This window comes from Wukongibacter baidiensis, from assembly GCF_050888315.1.
GTDB classification, from domain to species: Bacteria; Bacillota; Clostridia; order Peptostreptococcales; family Caminicellaceae; genus Wukongibacter; species Wukongibacter baidiensis.
On record NZ_CP138202.1, the window covers coordinates 5,004,588 to 5,023,452 of the forward strand.

The 18,865-nt window shown below is 35.4% G+C and carries 11 protein-coding genes; 8 read left to right on the top strand and 3 right to left on the bottom strand.

Features of this window, described 5'->3' with window-relative positions; all coding sequences use genetic code 11:
• The first annotated feature begins 26 nt into the window (after positions 1-26).
• The 7 genes from R9X47_RS22575 (at position 27) to R9X47_RS22605 (ending at position 10,406) form a co-directional block, all read left to right on the top strand.
• Complete coding sequence (locus R9X47_RS22575) at positions 27-626, top strand: DUF624 domain-containing protein (protein ID WP_432663340.1); 600 nt, start codon at positions 27-29, stop codon at positions 624-626.
• Positions 623-2,401 carry an L-fucose isomerase gene (locus tag R9X47_RS22580; protein WP_432663341.1) on the top strand — a complete coding sequence of 593 codons (1,779 nt, stop codon included), beginning with the start codon at positions 623-625 and terminating at the stop codon, positions 2,399-2,401. Before R9X47_RS22575 ends, R9X47_RS22580 begins: the two co-directional genes overlap by 4 nt.
• Positions 2,402-2,412: 11 nt before the next feature.
• Entirely contained in the window at positions 2,413-4,071 is a 1,659-nt protein-coding gene (locus R9X47_RS22585) for a ribulokinase (RefSeq protein ID WP_432663342.1), read from the top strand.
• Between the two features lie 103 nt (positions 4,072-4,174).
• Positions 4,175-4,774 carry an MgtC/SapB family protein gene (locus R9X47_RS22590; protein ID WP_432663343.1) on the top strand — a complete coding sequence of 200 codons (600 nt, stop codon included), beginning with the start codon at positions 4,175-4,177 and terminating at the stop codon, positions 4,772-4,774.
• A gap of 129 nt (positions 4,775-4,903) precedes the next feature.
• A complete protein-coding gene (gene fucU, locus R9X47_RS22595) occupies positions 4,904-5,329 on the top strand; it encodes an L-fucose mutarotase (RefSeq protein WP_432663344.1) in 426 nt (141 codons plus the stop codon).
• A gap of 508 nt (positions 5,330-5,837) precedes the next feature.
• Positions 5,838-8,147: a glycoside hydrolase family 95 protein gene (locus R9X47_RS22600; RefSeq protein ID WP_432663345.1), complete on the top strand. Its 2,310-nt coding sequence runs from the start codon at positions 5,838-5,840 to the stop codon at positions 8,145-8,147.
• A gap of 135 nt (positions 8,148-8,282) precedes the next feature.
• Entirely contained in the window at positions 8,283-10,406 is a 2,124-nt protein-coding gene (locus tag R9X47_RS22605) for an ATP-dependent helicase (protein WP_432663346.1), read from the top strand.
• Positions 10,407-10,538: 132 nt separating this feature from the next.
• Here R9X47_RS22605 and R9X47_RS22610 read toward each other — a convergent pair whose 3' ends face one another.
• The 3 genes from R9X47_RS22610 to R9X47_RS22620 form a co-directional block, all read right to left on the bottom strand.
• Positions 10,539-11,921, bottom strand: coding sequence for an alanine/glycine:cation symporter family protein (locus tag R9X47_RS22610; protein ID WP_432663347.1), 1,383 nt, complete (start codon positions 11,919-11,921; stop codon positions 10,539-10,541).
• A 337-nt stretch (positions 11,922-12,258) separates the two neighbouring features.
• Complete coding sequence (locus R9X47_RS22615) at positions 12,259-13,095, bottom strand: DNA-binding domain-containing protein (protein WP_432663348.1); 837 nt, start codon at positions 13,093-13,095, stop codon at positions 12,259-12,261.
• Positions 13,092-14,366, bottom strand: coding sequence for an ATP-binding protein (locus R9X47_RS22620; RefSeq protein WP_432663349.1), 1,275 nt, complete (start codon positions 14,364-14,366; stop codon positions 13,092-13,094). Before R9X47_RS22620 ends, R9X47_RS22615 begins: the two co-directional genes overlap by 4 nt.
• Positions 14,367-15,042: 676 nt before the next feature.
• Between R9X47_RS22620 and R9X47_RS22625 the strand changes: the two genes are divergently transcribed.
• A complete protein-coding gene (locus tag R9X47_RS22625; protein ID WP_432663350.1) occupies positions 15,043-18,474 on the top strand; it encodes a pyruvate carboxylase in 3,432 nt (1,143 codons plus the stop codon).
• The last annotated feature ends 391 nt before the right edge of the window (positions 18,475-18,865 follow it).

An 18,865-nucleotide genomic window follows, 5' to 3' on the forward strand; every position in this document is an offset into this window, starting at 1 on the left:
TCCCTATATCATTGGAGGTAGTTGCTATGAAGGGTATGTTGTCTTTACAAAGATTTGAAAGAATTGGCAATATTATTTTTAACATGATGTACTTGAATATTTTATGGATAATTTTTAGTTTACCTATTATAACTATGGGTGCAGCCACTGCATCCATGTTAGATACAATTGGTCAAGTAGAAAAGGATAAAAATAGTGTTACCTTTAAAGCATACTATAAAGCCTTCAGTTATCATTTTTTATTGGCAACTCCATTGTTCTTAATTATTACTTCTATCATAGCAATTGCTATTCGTAATATACAGCATATTAGTGAAATGGGCAATTTATCAGGTTATTTCTATGGTATGCAGTTGATAGCCATATGCTTTGCCCTAATCCTTTTCATATATGGTTACCCATTAATGATTCTAAAAAGATTTAAACTTACAGAAATTATAAAAATATCTTTAAGAGTTGGTTTCGGACATATTATTAGGACCCTTGGTTTTATTACAATGCTATATTTACTAATTACTAAATTTCATAGCTTGTTAATTATCAAAATTGGTTTATGGGGTTATATTCAGTATTATTTTGTTAATAAAATTATTGAAAAATATAATTTAAGGAGAGATAATATATGATAAAAAGATTACATGGTTTCTTACCAAAGATAGGAATAAGACCAGTAATAGACGGACGTAGACAGGGGGTTAGGGAATCCCTAGAAAACCAGACAATTACTATGGCAAGGGCCGTAGCAGAGCTTATCGAGACAGAGCTTAAGTACCCAACGGGAGAACCGGTAGAGTGTATAATTCCTGAGTTTACAATAGGAGGGGCTTCGGAGGCAGCCAAATGCCAAATGCTATTTGAAGAAGAGCACGTTGGCTGTACCATAACAGTTACCCCATGCTGGTGCTATGGAACAGAAACAATAGATACCAGCCTAGCAATACCAAAGGCAATATGGGGATTTAATGGAACAGAAAGACCGGGAGCCGTATATCTAGCCGCAGCCCTTGCAGGGCATACCCAGTCAGGTAATCCTGCCTTTGGTATATACGGACGAGAGGTTCAAGACAAAGATGACCAGTCAATACCAGATGACGTAAAGGAAAAGCTTCTAAGTTTTGCAAGGGCAGGCTTAGCAGTAGCAATGATGAAGGGAAAATCCTACCTGTCAATAGGAAGCGTATCCATGGGTATAGCAGGATCAATAATAGATCCAAGCTTCTTTGCAAAATACCTGGGAATGAGAAACGAATACGTAGATATGTCAGAGGTAACTAGAAGATTAAACCATAACATCTATGACCCGAAGGAATATGAAAAAGCTCTTAAATGGACAAAGGAAAACTGCAAAGAGGGCCGTGAAGTAAATGAAGAAAGTAAAATAAAGAGCCGAGAAGAAAAGGATAAGGACTGGGAAACCGTAGTAAAAATGACACTGATCATGAGGGATCTAATGGTAGGAAACCCAAAGCTTTGTGAGCTTGGATACCAAGAAGAAGCCGAGGGACACAATGCCATAGCATCGGGCTTCCAAGGACAAAGGCAGTGGACTGACTTCATGCCAAATGGAGACTTCTCTGAAGCCATACTCAACTCATCTTTTGACTGGAACGGAATTAGGGAGCCCTACATTGTAGCCACAGAAAATGACTGCCTAAACGGAGTATCCATGCTGTTTGGAAACCTACTTACAAATACAGCCCAGATGTTCTCCGACGTGCGTACATACTGGAGCCCAGAAGCAGTAGAAAGAGTTACGGGGTATCCGCTGCAGGGATTGGCTAAGGATGGCTTTATCCACCTAATAAACTCGGGCTCAACCTGCCTAGATGCAACAGGAGAGCAGAAAAAAGATGGAAAACCAGCAATGAAAGCCTACTGGGAAATAAGTGATGATGAAGTGAATTCTTGCCTTGAAGCAACAACCTGGTGCAGTGCAGACATGGGATACTTCAGAGGAGGCGGATACTCATCCTGCTTCAGAACACAGGGAGAAATGCCAGTTACCATGAGCAGAATAAACCTAGTAGACGGCCTAGGTCCCGTAATACAAATAGCAGAAGGATACGCAATAAACCTACCGGATGAAGTACACAAAAAACTAGATGACCGTACAAACCCAACATGGCCAACAACATGGTTTGTACCAAGAACCACAGGCAAGGGCCCCTTCAAGGATGTATATACAGTAATGCTAAACTGGGGTGCAAACCACGGAGCCATCAGCTACGGACACATAGGAAAAGAGCTAATAACACTGGCATCAATGCTTAGAATACCAGTATCAATGCACAACGTAAAAGAAGAAGAAATTTTTAGACCATCGGCTTGGAGATCATTTGGAATGGATATAGAAGGATCAGACTATAGGGCATGTAAAACCTACGGCCCATTATACAAATAGGGGGTGATGGCATGAAAAAATACACACTAGGAATAGACTATGGGTCCCTATCGGGACGAGTAGTATTAGTAGACATCACAAATGGAAATATAGAAGCAAGCCATGTAGTAGACTATCCTAACGGAGTTATGAGAAGCCAAATACCAACAAGCCCAGATCCATTACCACAGGACTGGGCCCTCCAGCACCCCGGCGACTACCTTCAGGTACTAAAAAAAGCAATACCAGCAGTCCTAGGAGAAAGAGAGGTATCACCGGAGCAAATCATAGGAATAGGCGTAGACTTCACAGCAAGTACAGTAATGCCAATAGATGAAGAGGGAATCCCCCTTTGTCTAAAAAAAGAATATACAAAAAGGCCCCACGCATGGGTTAAGCTGTGGCAGCACCATGCAGCCCAGAAGGAAGCAGACCTAATAAACGAAATAGCAGACAAAACCGGTGAAGGCTTCATAAAAAGATATGGAGGAAAAATCTCCTCGGAGTGGATGCTGCCAAAAGCCCTTCAAATCCTAAAGGAAGACCCAGAAATCTACCATAAAATGCATAGATTCATAGAAGCAGGAGACTGGATAGTACAGCACCTAACAGGAAAAGAAGCCAGAAACAGCTGCGCAGCAGGATACAAAGCTCTATGGAGTAAAAAAGAAGGATACCCGGAAAAAGAATTCCTAAAATCCCTCCACCAAGACCTAGGAGAATACTACAAAACAAAGGTAGATAAGAGGGTACACTCCGTAGGAACAACAGCAGGTGTCTTAACAGAAGCAGCAGCAAAGGAATACGGACTAGAACAAGGCACACCAGTAGGCGTAGCCAACATAGATGCCCACGTAGCAGTACCAGCAATAGGAGCAGTAAAGGACGGAGACATGATGATGATAATGGGAACATCAACCTGTCATATGTTAGTATCCAATGAAGAACACATGGTACCGGGGATATCGGGAGTCGTAGAAGATGGAATATTACCGGGAATGGTAGGCTATGAAGCAGGACAGAGCTGCGTAGGGGGGCACTTTGAATGGCTGCTAGAAAACTGCATACCACCGTCATACTACAAAGAAGCAGAAAAAGCCAGCAAGAGCATTCATAGCTACCTAGAGAATAAAGCTCAGCAGCTTCCACCGGGCTCAGGTGGAATATTAGCCCTAGACTGGTGGAATGGTAACCGTTCTATCCTTAACAACTCAGAATTAAGCGGAGTATTCCTTGGACTAAAGCTAACAACAAAACCAGAGCAGCTCTACAGAGCCCTCATAGAAGCAACGGCCTTTGGAACAAAAATTATAATAGATCAATTCACATCATCAAAGGTCTTCATAAATCAGCTCTACGCCACAGGAGGCATAGCAACAAAAAACAAACTAATGATGCAAATCTATGCAGACATAATAAACAGACCAATCCACGTATCAGACTGTGAGCAGGCCTGTGCCCTTGGCTCAGCCATGTATGGAGCCGTAGCAGCAGGAGAAGAAGCAGGAGGATACAAAGACATATATACAGCAGCAAAAGAAATGTCAGCAAAGCCTGCTGTAACCTATTACCCAGATCAAAAGCGCCATAAAAAATATCAGAAAGCCTTTTCACTTTACAAAGAGTACCATGATTTACTAGGAGTAAAGTATGTAAATCTGCTAACATCCCTAAAGAAGCTAGAAGAATAGGAAAAAGAAAAACCATACAGAAAGGGGTTGATTACCCATGCTGAGCGTATCAGACATATTCACTAGAATCATTTTGTCATGTTTCTTAGGTGGAATAATAGGAATGGAAAGAGAAAGCATAAACAGGCCCGCTGGACTTAGAACACATATACTAGTATGTATGGGATCAACCTTAGTAATGTTAACAGGAATACTAATGTTTAACCAATACAGCACTGTAGCAAGTATAGACCCGGCTAGGCTAGGAGCTCAAGTAGTCAGCGGTATAGGTTTTCTAGGAGCAGGGACAATACTAAGAGAAGGCCTAACGGTAAAGGGGTTAACCACCGCAGCAAGCATATGGGCAGTAGCATGTATAGGTCTGGCAGTAGGCAGCGGTTTTTATTCAGGCTCAAGTATTGTAACTATCTTAGCGTTTATCATATTATTTTTCTTTTCAAAGGTTCAGCAATATGTAAGCAAAAAACATAATGAGGTATATTTTAAAATTGTCACGGAAAATAAATTAGGTCAAATCGGTAAAATAGGAACAGAACTTGGTAGAATGAATATATCTATCGCAAACATTAAGCTAGAAGATATAGACGAAGCTATGGTTGGCGTCTTAATAATAGCTAAACTTCCCAGAAATTCAAGTACAACTGAAGTTATAGAAAGAATGATATGTCTAGATGGAATACATGGGGCTGAGGTTGTTGAGTAATATAAATATAAAAGTTTAACCTTAAGTTACGTTATGATTTATATAAGAAATATTAAGATATTTATGATTACTTTAGTATAGAGGAGAATAAAGATATGAAGCAATTAATGAAAGAAGGAGAAATAGAAAATGCTAAAAGGAATACCTAAAATCATACCTCCACAGCTAATGAAAATACTGATGGAAATGGGTCATGGTGATGAGATCGTAATAGCAGATGGAAACTTTCCAGCAGAGTCAATGGGTCAGAGAGTAGTGCGATGTGATGGTTCTGATGTACCAAGCTTATTAGAAGCAATTATAAAATTTTTCCCTTTAGATACCTATACACCCTATCCTGTAGGACTAATGGAGGTCGTGAAAGGAGATCAAACAAAACCAACTATTTGGGAAAAATATAGAGAAATCATAGCTAAGGAATACGATGATTTTAAAGAATTTGATATGATAGAAAGATTTGACTTTTATGAAAAAGCAAAGAAAGCTTATGCTGTTATTGCTACCAATGAAAGGGCATTATATGCAAATATTATACTTAAAAAGGGTGTTGTATAGCTGTAGACAATAGAACATTTATTTCGGAAACGGTACAAAAGTAAGATTATAGAAAATGAAGCCTACTTATCAGAATCTTGTTAAGTTATGGTTTAATAAATTCAGTATCAATTATAAATATACTTATAAGGAAAACATAGTAGATATTGAATTTATATTAGATGAAGAAATTGAATAGTTATTACTTGGCACAATTGAATGATATATATAGTATGGCTCTAGGGCTTGTAAGACTATATGTAGTAGCAAGTTTTTTAGGGGAGTAATTATGTAATTTGCTCAGATAAATACAAGGTTAAAAAGACATAGCACACAAGCTATGTCCATTTTTCTGTCTCTTTTGTATGTTTTGAATATACAAAAATACCAATAAGGTGTATAGGTGTCCAAGCTATAAAGATATACATACTACAACCTCCGCTTCTATTTATCAACGTTAAAAGCTTGGAAAGAGGCTGTTTTATAGAATTGATTTATTAACTTCATTATACGAGGAGGAATAGAATCTATGACAAGAAAAATGAGATTAATGATAAGCAAGCCAGCATATAAATGGGAGGAAGCATTGCCAATAGGGAACGGTTCCTTTGGAGGAATGGTCTTTGGTCGTTGCGATAAGGAGGTTATTGGACTTAATGAAGAAACCCTATGGTCGGGAAAACCGTTAGATCAAGAAACATACGATGTGCAACACCATCTTCCAAAGGTGAGGGATTTATTAGATAAGGAAGAATATTATGAATGTAATAGGTATATTAACGAGCATATGCTTGGTCATTGGACCCAGAGCTATATGCCTTTAGGTACTATTTTTATGGATTTTGGACACAAAGGCTTAGTCGATGATTATAAGAACGAGCTTGATATGGAAAGGGGTATTGTGAATCTTTCCTACAAACATGAAGGAGTGGAGTATAAAAGGGAATATTTCTGTTCAGAAGTCGACGATGTGATGATTATTCATCTCACATCTAGCCGCTTTGCGGGGATCAGATGTTTGCTTGACTTTGATAGTTTATTAAAGCATGAAATGAATGCACCGTGGGAGTATATCTATTGTGAAGGAGAAGTACCTATACATGCTGACCCTATATACGATAGCAGTGAAGAACCCCTTGTCTATGGCGAAGATGAAGAGGGAATTAAGTTTGGAACGGTGATAAGGGTCCAGACAGATGGTACTGTGATGACAAATGGTAACACTCTTTCAATACAGAACGGAACTGAGGCTACAATTTTTATTGCTTGTAAGACTAATTTTATAGATGCAGATACAGCATCAAAGGATTCTCACCGTGTTCCTATTAAAGAGTGTGAAGAAATCATAAAAAGTGCCATGAGAAAGGGTTACGAAACTATAAAGGAGGATCATGTTAAATATTTTAGCAAATTAATGAATAGAGTTCACGTTGCTTTTGGTAAAAAGAAAGATGATATGTTACCTACAGACCAGCGTATCATCAAGATGAGAGAGAGTACTAGTGAGGGCTTTGACCTATCTTTAGTAGAAGAATTATTCCAGTTTGGTCGTTACCTCGTTGTAAGTGGTTCTAGTCCAAAATCTCAGGCAACCAATCTTCAGGGAATTTGGAATAACTTACTTCAAGCGCCTTGGTGTAGCAATTATACCATTAATATTAACACTCAAATGAACTATTGGCTAGTAGATGTTACAAAACTTTCAGAGTGCATGGAACCTCTTGTGAAACTTGTAAAGGATTTAGCAAGGAAAGGAGACGTTGCTGCAAGAGGTCTTGGATGCCGAGGGTGGACGGCACATCATAATACTGATTTATGGCATCAAACATTGCCTGTAAGTGGTAATGCACAATATGCTTTTTGGCCTTTAGGAGGTCCGTGGCTTACTACTCATCTTTATGAACATTATCGTTTTACAGGTGACCAAGAGTTCTTAAAAGGAGTCTATTCTATCATGAAGGGAGCAGCAGAATTTTGCTTAGACTGGTGTATCGAGGAAGAAGGGAAATTGACCACCGCACCATCTACCTCCCCAGAAAATGCCTTTTTTTATAAGGAAAAGAACAATGGAGATGAGAAAAGATCTTGTGTAGTAAAGGGATCAACTATGGATATTTCAATCATGTGGGAGTTATTTGATCAATGTGAAAGGGCTATGAAAGAGCTGAATTTATCGGATGAAGACTTTGCTAAAGAGTTAAGGGCAGCAAAGGAAAAACTATTTCCATATCAGATCACTGAAGATGGTCGCATTCAAGAGTGGCACAAAGATTTCAAGGAGAGGGATATGGGGCATAGGCATATTTCACATCTTTTCGGACTCTATCCGGGGACAAGAATCAATACAGATGAGGATGAGAAGCTGTTAAAGGCATGTAGCAAGTCCATAGAAACAAGATTGGAACATGGAGGCGGTCACACCAGTTGGAGCTGTGCATGGGTTATGCTTCTTTATGCAAGGCTCAGAGATAAAAAGATGGCAGGAGAGATGATTGAGAAATATCAGAAGCACTCTTTGATTAGAAATGGGCTCAGTAGTCATCCACCTTTTCAGATCGATGGGAACTATGGTTTTACGGCGGGTATTGCAGAGATGTTACTTCAATCTCATAATGACTACATTGAAGTTCTTCCTTCATTACCTAAGGAGCTAAATGAAGGTTCCTTTGAAGGGTTATGCACAAGAGGAGGTTACGAAGTGAAGGCCATATGGAAGAACGGTAAGGCTGAAAAAGTAGAAGTAAAATCAGAAAGAGTTTCTAGCTATCAGATAAAAATCAATGGAACTATGTATAACGTTGATTGTCAAAAGGGAGAGTGGACAGATATTAGACTTTAATATAATTTTCTAGGATGTTGATTAGAAATATTTTTTAGTGATATCTAAGACAAGTTTATGAAATTGTAATTTTGGGTGATAAAAACCACCTATGTGATATAATAAAAGGCATAGCATAGGAGGTGCTTGAAGGAAATGAGCTTAGATTTTTTTAACTTCCTTAAGGGAGAGTGCAATATAGATTTTAATGAAAAACAGAAAGAGGCTATTCTACACAAGAATGGTCCAGTGCTGGTTTTAGCTAGTCCGGGGTCAGGGAAAACGACGGTTTTGAATGCTCATATTGCTTACCTGATATTTAAGCATAAGGTTAACCCTTCCAATATCCTTGCCCTTACCTTTAGTAAAGCTGCGGCTACTGATATGAATGATAGATTCTATGATACCTATGGAAGATTAATACCAGATGGTATAAAGTTCTCTACCATACACAGTTTTTCATATAAGATTATTAGACATTACTATTATATAAACAACATTAAATATGAGCTTATTGAAGGTGTTAAAACACACCACAGTAAAAGATATATATTACAAAAAATATACAGAAGCATAAATAGGAGCAGTATTAATGATGATAAATTGGACGAGCTCTCTAACTCAATAAGTTTTGTTAAGAATCTTATGATTGATATAAGGGATTTTAGAGACTATAAGTTTCAAACTAAAAACTTTGACAAAATCTTTGTGGCCTATGAGGAATACAAAAAAAATAATGAACACAACATGATTTTATTAGATTTTGACGATATGCTTATTGAAGCAAATAATATCTTAGAGAGAAATCCTAATATATTAAAAAAGTATCAGAGTCAGTATAAATATATAATGATAGATGAGGGGCAGGATACATCACTTATTCAAAATAGAATAGCAGAGAAAATTGCTTTTCCTGCAAATAACCTATTCATTGTATGTGATGATGACCAATCAATCTACCGCTTTAGAGGGGCTGAACCAGGATATTTACTTGATTTTCAGAAGAGATATCATGATGCGAATGTAATATTTATGGAGCGAAATTATCGTTCAGGTAAAAGCATTGTAGATATCAGTAATAAATTAATAAACAATAACTCTATGAGATATCCTAAAAGCATGTTTACAGAAAACTATCATAAAGAACCTGTTAAAATAGTAAAGCTGTCTACGGAAAAGGAGCAGATAGATTATATTGTGGGCTTAATCAAATTAAATAATATCCAAGGAGATACTGCTATATTATATAGAAATAATCTATCTGGCATAGGATTAGCCCAAAGATTACATGAAGAGAATATAGCATTTTATATGAAGGATTATCATAGAAATTTCTTCAGTCATTGGGTTTTAAATGATATTCTGAATTTTGTAAGATTTTCCTACGATGATACCAGTCTTCATTTGTTAGAAGCAATTTATACAAAGTTCTTTTCATATATATCTAAGAAGGAACTTGAATATCTTAGGAGTCAAGATCAAGCCAGATCGGTTTTTGACAATATAGTAACATTTCCAGGAATGAAAGAGTTTAAGAAAAGAAGCATGGCAAATTTTAAGAGAGATTTTAGTAGTCTAAGAATAAAAAGACCACTAGATGCCATTAGATCTATTAGATATGATTTTAAATACGAAGAGAGACTAGGAAGCTACGCTGAAATTGCCGGATACTCCATAGATAATCTGAAATATATATTAAATACTTTAGAAGAGATATCTAGAGGAACTAATGCAATGCAGGAGTTTGTTGATAAACTTAATGACTTAAAAAGAGCTATGCATGAATCAAGAGAAAATAGAAATGGAAATGCCGTAACCCTGTCGACCCTTCACTCTTCAAAGGGTTTGGAGTTCAAAAGGGTATTTATGATTGATCTAATAGAAGGTCAAATTCCAACTAAGGACAGTATCAAGCTAGACTCTATAGGAGATTCCACGTCATTGGAAGAAGAAAGAAGGTTATGGTACGTTGGTATGACAAGAGCAAAGGAAAATCTGGAACTTTTAACCGTTGAATACAAGAATAAAGAAGATGTACAGCCCTCAAGATTTATCAAAGAAATAGAAGCATTTATATCTAATGACACAGATACGAAGGGGTCAGATATACCTCTGAAACCAACATCGATAGTAAGACATAAGAAATTTGGATTAGGAATTGTAAAGGCTATTAAGGATAGATTAATTACTATAGATTTCGATGAAAAGGGAGAAAAACAGCTATCAGTTGATACTTGTATAAAGAAAGATCTATTAGAAGTGGTAAAAATAAATGTGTAAGAGAAATAACTTCAAACATAGAGAAAGAAGCGCTAAACTAAAGCGCTTCTTTCTCTATATTTATATTAATGCTAAAAGATAGGATTGGAAAAGTTAAATTATGATATATAAAATTAAGTTATACACTATTTATTAGCTAGCTTTACTTTTATCTTGATTCTCGCTGTCACGTGTCATAGCAAAGATAAGTGGACTAAGTGCAAGTAGACCAATAAGGTTTGGAATAGCCATTAAACCATTGAATGTATCTGAAAGATCCCAAACTAAACCAACTTTGAATATTGCACCAAACCATACAAGTACTATAAACACGTATTTGTAGATATTAACAGCTTTAATACCAGCAATATACTCAAGACACTTAGATCCATAATAGTACCAGCCAAGAATTGTTGAAAAAGCGAAGAAGATCAATCCGAAGGATACAACTAAGCCACCAACTCCCGGAAATGCCATATCGAAAGCTGTTGTTGTCAGAGCTGCTCCACTTAACCCGTTTGCAATAGACATTGCACCAGTAGAAGGGTCAAGGGTTACAAGACCAGATACTAGGATAACAACTGCTGTCATAGAGCAAACAACAAGAGTATCAATGAAAGAACCTAGCGATCCTATGATTCCCTGTCTTACAGGATCATCGTTTGTAGAAGCGGCATGGGCAATCGGAGCACTACCTAGACCGGCTTCATTAGAGAATACACCTCTAGCAACACCATATCTAATAACTGTACCAAATAGACCTCCACCAACGGCTTTTGCTGAGAATGCATTTGAGAAGATCATGCCGAATGCTGCTGGAACTGCAGATGCATTTTTAAATAGAATAGTTAATGAACCTACAATATATATAACAGCCATAAGAGGAACTATTTTTTCTGTTACACTACCTATACTCTTAATTCCACCTAAGATAACTAGAGCAGTAGCTACAGCAATTATACCACCTGATACTACCGGTGAAATACCAAGAGATATTTTCATTGATTGAGCAACTGAGTTCGCTTGTACCATGTTACCAATACCAAAGGCAGCAAATGTTCCAAAGAATGCAAACAACCAACCTAACCAAGACCAGTTTCCACCATATCTTTCATTCATACCTAGTTTGATGTAGTACATAGGTCCACCGGACTTTTCACCTTTTTCATTGGTAATTCTATATTTTATAGCTAGAAGTGCTTCTGCATATTTTGTTGCACCACCAAATGCAGCTGTAACCCACATCCAGAATACAGCACCAGGGCCACCGGCTGCAATTGCACCAGCAACTCCAGCTATGTTACCTGTACCGATTGTTGCAGCAAGAGAAGTCATTAATGCCTGGAAAGGTGTAATATCTCCCTCTCCCTGATGATCTTTGGAGAATAGTAACTTAAAAGCATATCCAAGCTTCCTGAACTGAACAACTCTAGTTCCCATAGTAAGGAAGAAGCCTGTACCAACAAGGAAGAAGATCATTAATCCTCCCCATGCAAAACTATTAATTTTACCAATAAGTGCGTTTAAAGCTTCCATTAGTAATTCTCCTCCTTTATAATAAGTATAAGAAATAAAAAAAAAATTAAAAAACCTTCTTGTTCCTCCTTTCACTCACCATTGACATTATTGTAACAGGTGAGTTTCGAGAGGTTTCAGAAGGTTTCAAAAGACTACAAAAATAAATCTAAAATTATGAAAAATCAGACTATTGAAAGGCTGTCTCGTAAAAGAATCTTATGAGTTCGACCTCAGGGTGTTTCAGAATGAATGAAGTTCAAGGTTTTGAAATTTAGGTGGTTTGGCTAGTACTTACGTACGTGCCAAGTCATCTGAATTTTAAATAACGCAGAAATTCGTCATTCTGAGACAACCTTTATAGAGTATTACTATAATGGAACAATCCATCGATAAATTTTCTTATACTTACCTTTCCACGAGCTTTAGTTTTACCACGTATATAATCCATTTCTATTTTAACTTCTTTAAAGTTATATAATCCACTTGAATATTCCAAAAAGGTGTCATTCATATTGTCTTCAATACCTAGATGGGCTAAATTAACCATACCTTTAATTGCAGTACGTCGAATTCTTTGCTCAATAGTTTTTGGATTATAGCTGAACTTTTTACATATAGCTTTAATTGTATAATTAGATAAATTTACATTTGAATTAATTAAAAAATTAATAATTTCGATAATATCCTGTGTTCCTGCTTCGCCCATAACTCCAATTTTTTGAAGAACATATTTTAGATTTTTTTCATGATTAGGTTTTTGAAGTTGTTTAGCTGAAGCGTGCTGAATGTCGAAAAGATTTTTGATTTGGTTCAATTTACGTTTACTATCGAGTTTATCCTTTACACTTAGAAGAACATTTTGAATTTCGATGGCATTTACAGGTTTTTGAATATAAAATTCAATACCGCTTTCATAGGCCTTTCCTACCATATCCTTTGAAGACACCTGAGAAATCATAATAAAGGATATACCTAGGTGATTTCTTTTGATTTCCTTTACTAGAGATATACCATCCATTTCGGGAATAAATAAATCAACAAGGACGATATCAGGCTTCAAATTGACAATTTCATCTAAAGCAGAAATACCATCTAAAGAATAACCTATAACATCTCCTAGATCTCGATCATAAATAATTTTACTTAGAATCTTCACAATGTTTGAATCATCTTCAACTATGTAATACTTCATATATTCACCTCGATTTCTTCCTTAGGAATATAAATACTGAAGCAAGTTCCAGATCCTAAAACGGATTCTATTTCTATATGGCCCTTTAAGTGATTTTCAACGATATCCTTGACAAGACTAAGACCTAGTCCACGGTTTATGTGCCCCGTTTCATAATTAATCTTAGTGGAGAAACCCGGTGAAAAGATAAATTCCATATCTTTTTTATCTATGCCGCTTCCGTTATCAATGACTTTGAAAAGATGTTCTTTATCTAAACTTCGATGAACAAGTGATATCTTTGAATGCTTTTTATTTCCATCAAGGGCATCAAAGGCATTCATAATTAGATTACGTGATATTGACATAAGCTGATAATGCTTGTCCGTATAAAAATCAGCTCCTCTTTCAATTGAAAGCTCAATGTCAAGGTTCTTAAATCTTATCTCATTTTGCATTTTTTCCTCTAATATACTCATTATATCTTTAAAATACATCCCGTTATCTTTATAACGAGTTTCGGTGATGCCCTGTACTCCACGAAGAACTAACTCGTATTCCTTCTTTACTTCGTGGACATCACTAGCAATTTTTACCGAGCGTTTCGCCCATTTATCAGGATTTTTTTCATCTCTTATCTCCTCAAAAAGTGTATAGGCATCGGACATGACTTCCTCGATCTTGTCCATATTTTTGTCCATCCAGTACATCTCTGATTTTAACATCATTGTTAGCCATAGGAGCTTTCTATATCTTTTTTCATGCTCAGACTTAAGTAAAAGCATCTTATAGTATTTCGTAACAGTTGCAGCAATCCATATTGCTCCAGAGCGAATCAAAGCGACCACAAACAAGGACGTAATGATACTAAAGTAAAACATATGATCGTAATAAACAATTCTAATTAAGATTTCAATAATATTTGAGGTAAAGTCACACATAGCAAACATAATGAAAAAAATATGTGGACTTAATGTATCGACTTTTTTGATCAGCCTTGAAAACAATATACCATATATAATGAAGAAAAAGATCTCTGGAATATAAGCTCCCATAACTTCATAATTATTACCATATCTGAGAAAGTAGATTGCTATTCGCCAAAGGTATGTCGAAAATGCTACGGCAGTGCCCATTACAATAGGAGAAATATCTCTATTTAAAAACAAAAATAAGCCAAGGGCTATAATTGCGCATGAAACACGGAAATCTGAAAGTAAAATGTCAATATAAAATTGAGAGGATAAAGTGACAATTAATGATCCAATAAGGATTTTTTTTAATTTTGTCATTGTGTATCTCCTAGTCTAAAGTTTAGTCCGGGTAAAAAATAGTTAAATTAATTTGGTAGAATTTAATATTGGTATATGCATTTGATTATGTTACAATTATGAAATATTCTTTATGAAATAATTATACTATAAATAATAGTAATAAAAAATAATTTACAAAAATATTTTAATACCTAGGATAAATTTTGTATAGATTATAGTATTTGAAATAAAAACAGATTTAATTGGGCTGTTGTTTTTTTCATACATTTAAAAGTACATTTGTATGTAGTAGAAGAACAATAAAATATATTGCCAAAATATATAAAAATAACTTAAAAAGCACATCATATATAAAGGAAACTTTAATGTTAATAAATATACAATAAAAAAGTGATTTTTTATACAGTTTTCTGGTCTGATATTAAAACAAAATGATGATAATTTTATAACAGTTTTCTAAAAAATAAACAATTTTAATGTTTTAAAGTTCTTGACATGCAGCCAAACAATATATATAATAGACTCTAAAAACATTCGTGATTTTCTGAGTATTTAGGAAATTATATATATATCAAAAAATGTATATATATAATTTGTTCTATAAATTTTAACAGAAACAACCAACCCTAAATTAAACAATAAAAAAATCTTTGATTTAATTTTAATTATCGCGAAATATTCGAGGAGGGAGAAAATGGCAGGGGAAATAAACAAAGTATTGGTAGCTAACAGAGGAGAAATAGCCATAAGGGTTTTCAGAGCCTGTAAGGAGCTTGGGCTAAGAACCGTTGCAATTTATTCAAAGGAAGATAAATACTCACTTTTTAGGACTAAAGCAGACGAGTCATATTTAATAGGAGAAAAGAAGAAGCCCATAGAGGCTTATTTGAGCATGGATGAAATCATAAAACTTGCTCTTAAAAAAGGAGTAGATGCGATACATCCAGGATATGGTTTCCTATCAGAAAATCCTGTTTTTGCTAGAAAATGTAAGGAGGCAGGAATTGAATTCATAGGGCCTACCAGTGAAACAATAGATAATCTAGGTGATAAGATAAAGTCAAAAATTTTAGCAAAGAAAGTAGGAGTTCCTACAATACCTGGTGTAGATAAGCCTATTGCCTCTGGTGATGAAGCAGTAATATTTGCTAAAGAGCATGGATATCCTATTATATTAAAGGCTGCTGCAGGTGGCGGCGGTAGAGGTATGAGGATAGTTCATTCAGAAGAAGATATAGTTAGAGAGTTTAAAAGTGCCAAGAATGAAGCTAAAAAAGCCTTTGGTATAGATGATATATTTATAGAAAAATACTTAGAGGAACCTAAACATATTGAAGTTCAAATCCTTGGGGATAAAGAAGGCAATATTGTACACCTGTTTGAAAGAGATTGTTCTATTCAGAGACGACATCAAAAAATTGTTGAATTTGCACCAGCCATTGCTATTAGTGAAGAGCTGAGGGACAATATATGCAATGATGCGTTAAAAATTGCAAGGGAAGTAAACTATGAAAGTGCTGGAACAGCTGAATTTTTAGTTGATAAGCATGGAAATCATTATTTCATAGAGATGAATCCAAGAATACAGGTTGAACATACAGTTACAGAAATGATTACAGGAATAGATATTGTTCAGAGTCAACTTCTAATTGCACAGGGATATTCTCTAGATTCTGATGAAATTGGTATTCCATCTCAGGAGTCTGTTAAGACCAGAGGATATTCTATCCAATGTCGTGTAACAACGGAGGATCCTTCAAACAGTTTTGCTCCTGATACTGGAAGATTAGATGTATACAGAACAAGTTCCGGTTTTGGGATAAGACTTGATGGAGGTAATGGATATACGGGTTCCATGATATCACCTTACTATGATAGTTTATTGGTTAAGGTAATATCTTGGTCCAGAACCTTTGAAGATGCTGCAAGAAAAGCAGTAAGATCTATAAGAGAAACAAGTGTTAAAGGCGTAAAAACAAACGATGCTTTCCTTATAAATGTTCTTAATCATGAGCAGTTTTTAAAAGGACAGTGTGATACACATTTTATAGATCAAACACCGGAGTTATTTGACATAAGACCTAAAAAGGATAAAGAAACGAAGATATTGAGATATATTGGTGAGAAGGTTGTTAATGAGGTTAGGGGTACTAAGAAGGATTATGATATTGGGTTAGTACCTAAATCTCCTAGCGTTGAAGGTTTAAGAGGAACTAAGCAGATTCTTGAGGAAACGGGTGTAGAGGGTGTAATTGATTGGATAAAAGGTGAAAAGAAACTTCTATTAACGGATACTACCTTTAGAGATGCCCATCAGTCCCTTATTGCCACTAGAGTTAGAACTAAGGATATGGTTAAGATTGCAGATGCAACAGCAGCCTATGGAAAGGACTTATTTTCACTTGAAATGTGGGGAGGAGCTACATTTGATGTTGCCTATAGATTTTTAAGGGAGTCCCCTTGGAGAAGATTAGAAGCCCTTAGAAAAAGAGTTCCGAATTTATTGTTCCAAATGCTTATAAGGGGATCAAATGCCGTAGGTTATACAAACTATCCTGATAATGTAATTAGAACCTTCATTGATGAAGCTTCTAGTAAGGGAATAGATGTTTTTAGAATATTTGACTCATTGAATTGGCTAAGGGGAATGGAAGTTGCTGTGGATCAAGTTCTGAAAACCAACAAAATAGCAGAAGTCTGCTTATGTTATACAGGGGATATTCTAGATACTAATCGTGACAAATATTCATTAAAGTACTATGTTGATTTAGCTAAGCAAATTGAAAAAATGGGAGGACATATACTTGGTATCAAGGATATGTCAGGGCTATTAAAACCATATGCAGCAACAAAATTAATTAGAGCACTTAAGCAGGAGATTTCAATACCAATTCATCTTCATACCCACGATACAAGTGGTAATGGAGTAGCAACACTATTAATGGCAGCTGAGGCTGGAGTAGATATAGTTGATACTGCTTTTAATTCTATGGCAGGGCTTACAAGTCAACCAGCACTTAATTCAGTTGTTGCTGCATTAGAAAATACTGAATATGATACAGGTATAGATTTAATGAATATTCAAAAGTTATCAGATTATTGGGCCGATGTAAGAAAGGTATATGAATCCTATGAATCAGGACTTAAGTCAGGGACAGCCGAGATTTATAGATACGAGATACCAGGAGGACAATATTCAAACCTTAGACCTCAGGTAGACAGCTTTGGTATGGGTCACTTATTTAATGAAGTAAAAGAGACCTATAGAGATGTTAACGAGATTTTAGGTGATATAGTTAAGGTTACACCTTCATCTAAGGTTGTAGGTGACTTAGCAATATTTATGGTAAAAAATGAACTTACGAAGGACAATATTTTAGAAAAAGGAAAGAACTTGGCATTCCCAGATTCAGCAGTATCCTATTTCAAGGGTATGATGGGTCAGCCGGTTGGAGGTTTTCCAAAGGAGCTTCAGGATATAGTTTTAAAGGGAGAAGAACCTATCACATGTAGACCAGGTGAGATATTAGAGCCTGTAGATTTCGATGAAATAGGGAAGAAATTAGAAGATGAGTTTAATATGAAGGCTAATATTAGAAATATATTAAGCTATGCTCTATACCCTAAGGTATATACTGATTATTTAAAGTCTTTACAGCAATATGGAGAACTAAGTAATCTTGAGAGTCACGTATTCTTCTATGGACTAAAAGAAGGAGAAATTAGTGAAGTTGAGCTTGAGGAAGGGAAAATATTAATTATCAAGCTTTTAGAAGTTGGTAAGATTGATGAAGAAGGATATAGAAATGTAGCCTTTGAAGTAAATGGAAATAGAAGAGAGATTAGAATAATAGACAAAAACTATGGAGAAACCCAGAACATTGATATAGCTGTTTTGGCGGACCCTAGCAATAATAAAGAAGTTGGAGCTTCTATCCCTGGAACAATAACTAAGGTACTTGTTAAAGAAGGGGATAATATAGAAGAAAAGCAAAGTCTTATTATAATAGAAGCTATGAAAATGGAAACGAATATTTTGTCTACAGTAACGGGTGAAGTAGACAGTATATTAGTTTCGGAAGGACAGCAAGTTAAATCAGGTCAGCTTTTAATCAAATTAAAATAAATTGTGCAGAGGATAGGCGAAAGCCTATCCTCAGATTATTAACAACGTTAAAAAGATGTTAAGATCTTTTTTTAAAATACTATATAAAACTTTATACCTATAGCCGATAAATGTATAGGACTATTTACCTATATTGAATTTTCATAAAGAAATTAGATATAGTTTATTATATAATATGTAAGGCCATTTATATCTTATTAAAATAAATGGTAGAACTAAGTAGTTTATGGGTATCATAATAAATAGTAATTAAAATATCAGTTTGGACATATAATTAGTAATATAGAAATTAGATACAAGCAGTTATAGTACTATCGAACTATGAACCAATATTAAAAAAATATATTTTTAATTGCAGAGTATTTAGTATATAATTGTTATATTGTCTTTC

Coding starts and splice junctions, on each gene's coding strand:
- R9X47_RS22575 (WP_432663340.1), top strand. CDS start 27: ATGAAGGGTATGTTGTCTTTACAAAGATTTGAAAGAATTGGCAATATT.
- R9X47_RS22580 (WP_432663341.1), top strand. CDS start 623: ATGATAAAAAGATTACATGGTTTCTTACCAAAGATAGGAATAAGACCA.
- R9X47_RS22585 (WP_432663342.1), top strand. CDS start 2,413: ATGAAAAAATACACACTAGGAATAGACTATGGGTCCCTATCGGGACGA.
- R9X47_RS22590 (WP_432663343.1), top strand. CDS start 4,175: ATGGAAAGAGAAAGCATAAACAGGCCCGCTGGACTTAGAACACATATA.
- fucU (WP_432663344.1), top strand. CDS start 4,904: ATGCTAAAAGGAATACCTAAAATCATACCTCCACAGCTAATGAAAATA.
- R9X47_RS22600 (WP_432663345.1), top strand. CDS start 5,838: ATGACAAGAAAAATGAGATTAATGATAAGCAAGCCAGCATATAAATGG.
- R9X47_RS22605 (WP_432663346.1), top strand. CDS start 8,283: ATGAGCTTAGATTTTTTTAACTTCCTTAAGGGAGAGTGCAATATAGAT.
- R9X47_RS22610 (WP_432663347.1), bottom strand. CDS start 11,921: ATGGAAGCTTTAAACGCACTTATTGGTAAAATTAATAGTTTTGCATGG.
- R9X47_RS22615 (WP_432663348.1), bottom strand. CDS start 13,095: ATGAAGTATTACATAGTTGAAGATGATTCAAACATTGTGAAGATTCTA.
- R9X47_RS22620 (WP_432663349.1), bottom strand. CDS start 14,366: ATGACAAAATTAAAAAAAATCCTTATTGGATCATTAATTGTCACTTTA.
- R9X47_RS22625 (WP_432663350.1), top strand. CDS start 15,043: ATGGCAGGGGAAATAAACAAAGTATTGGTAGCTAACAGAGGAGAAATA.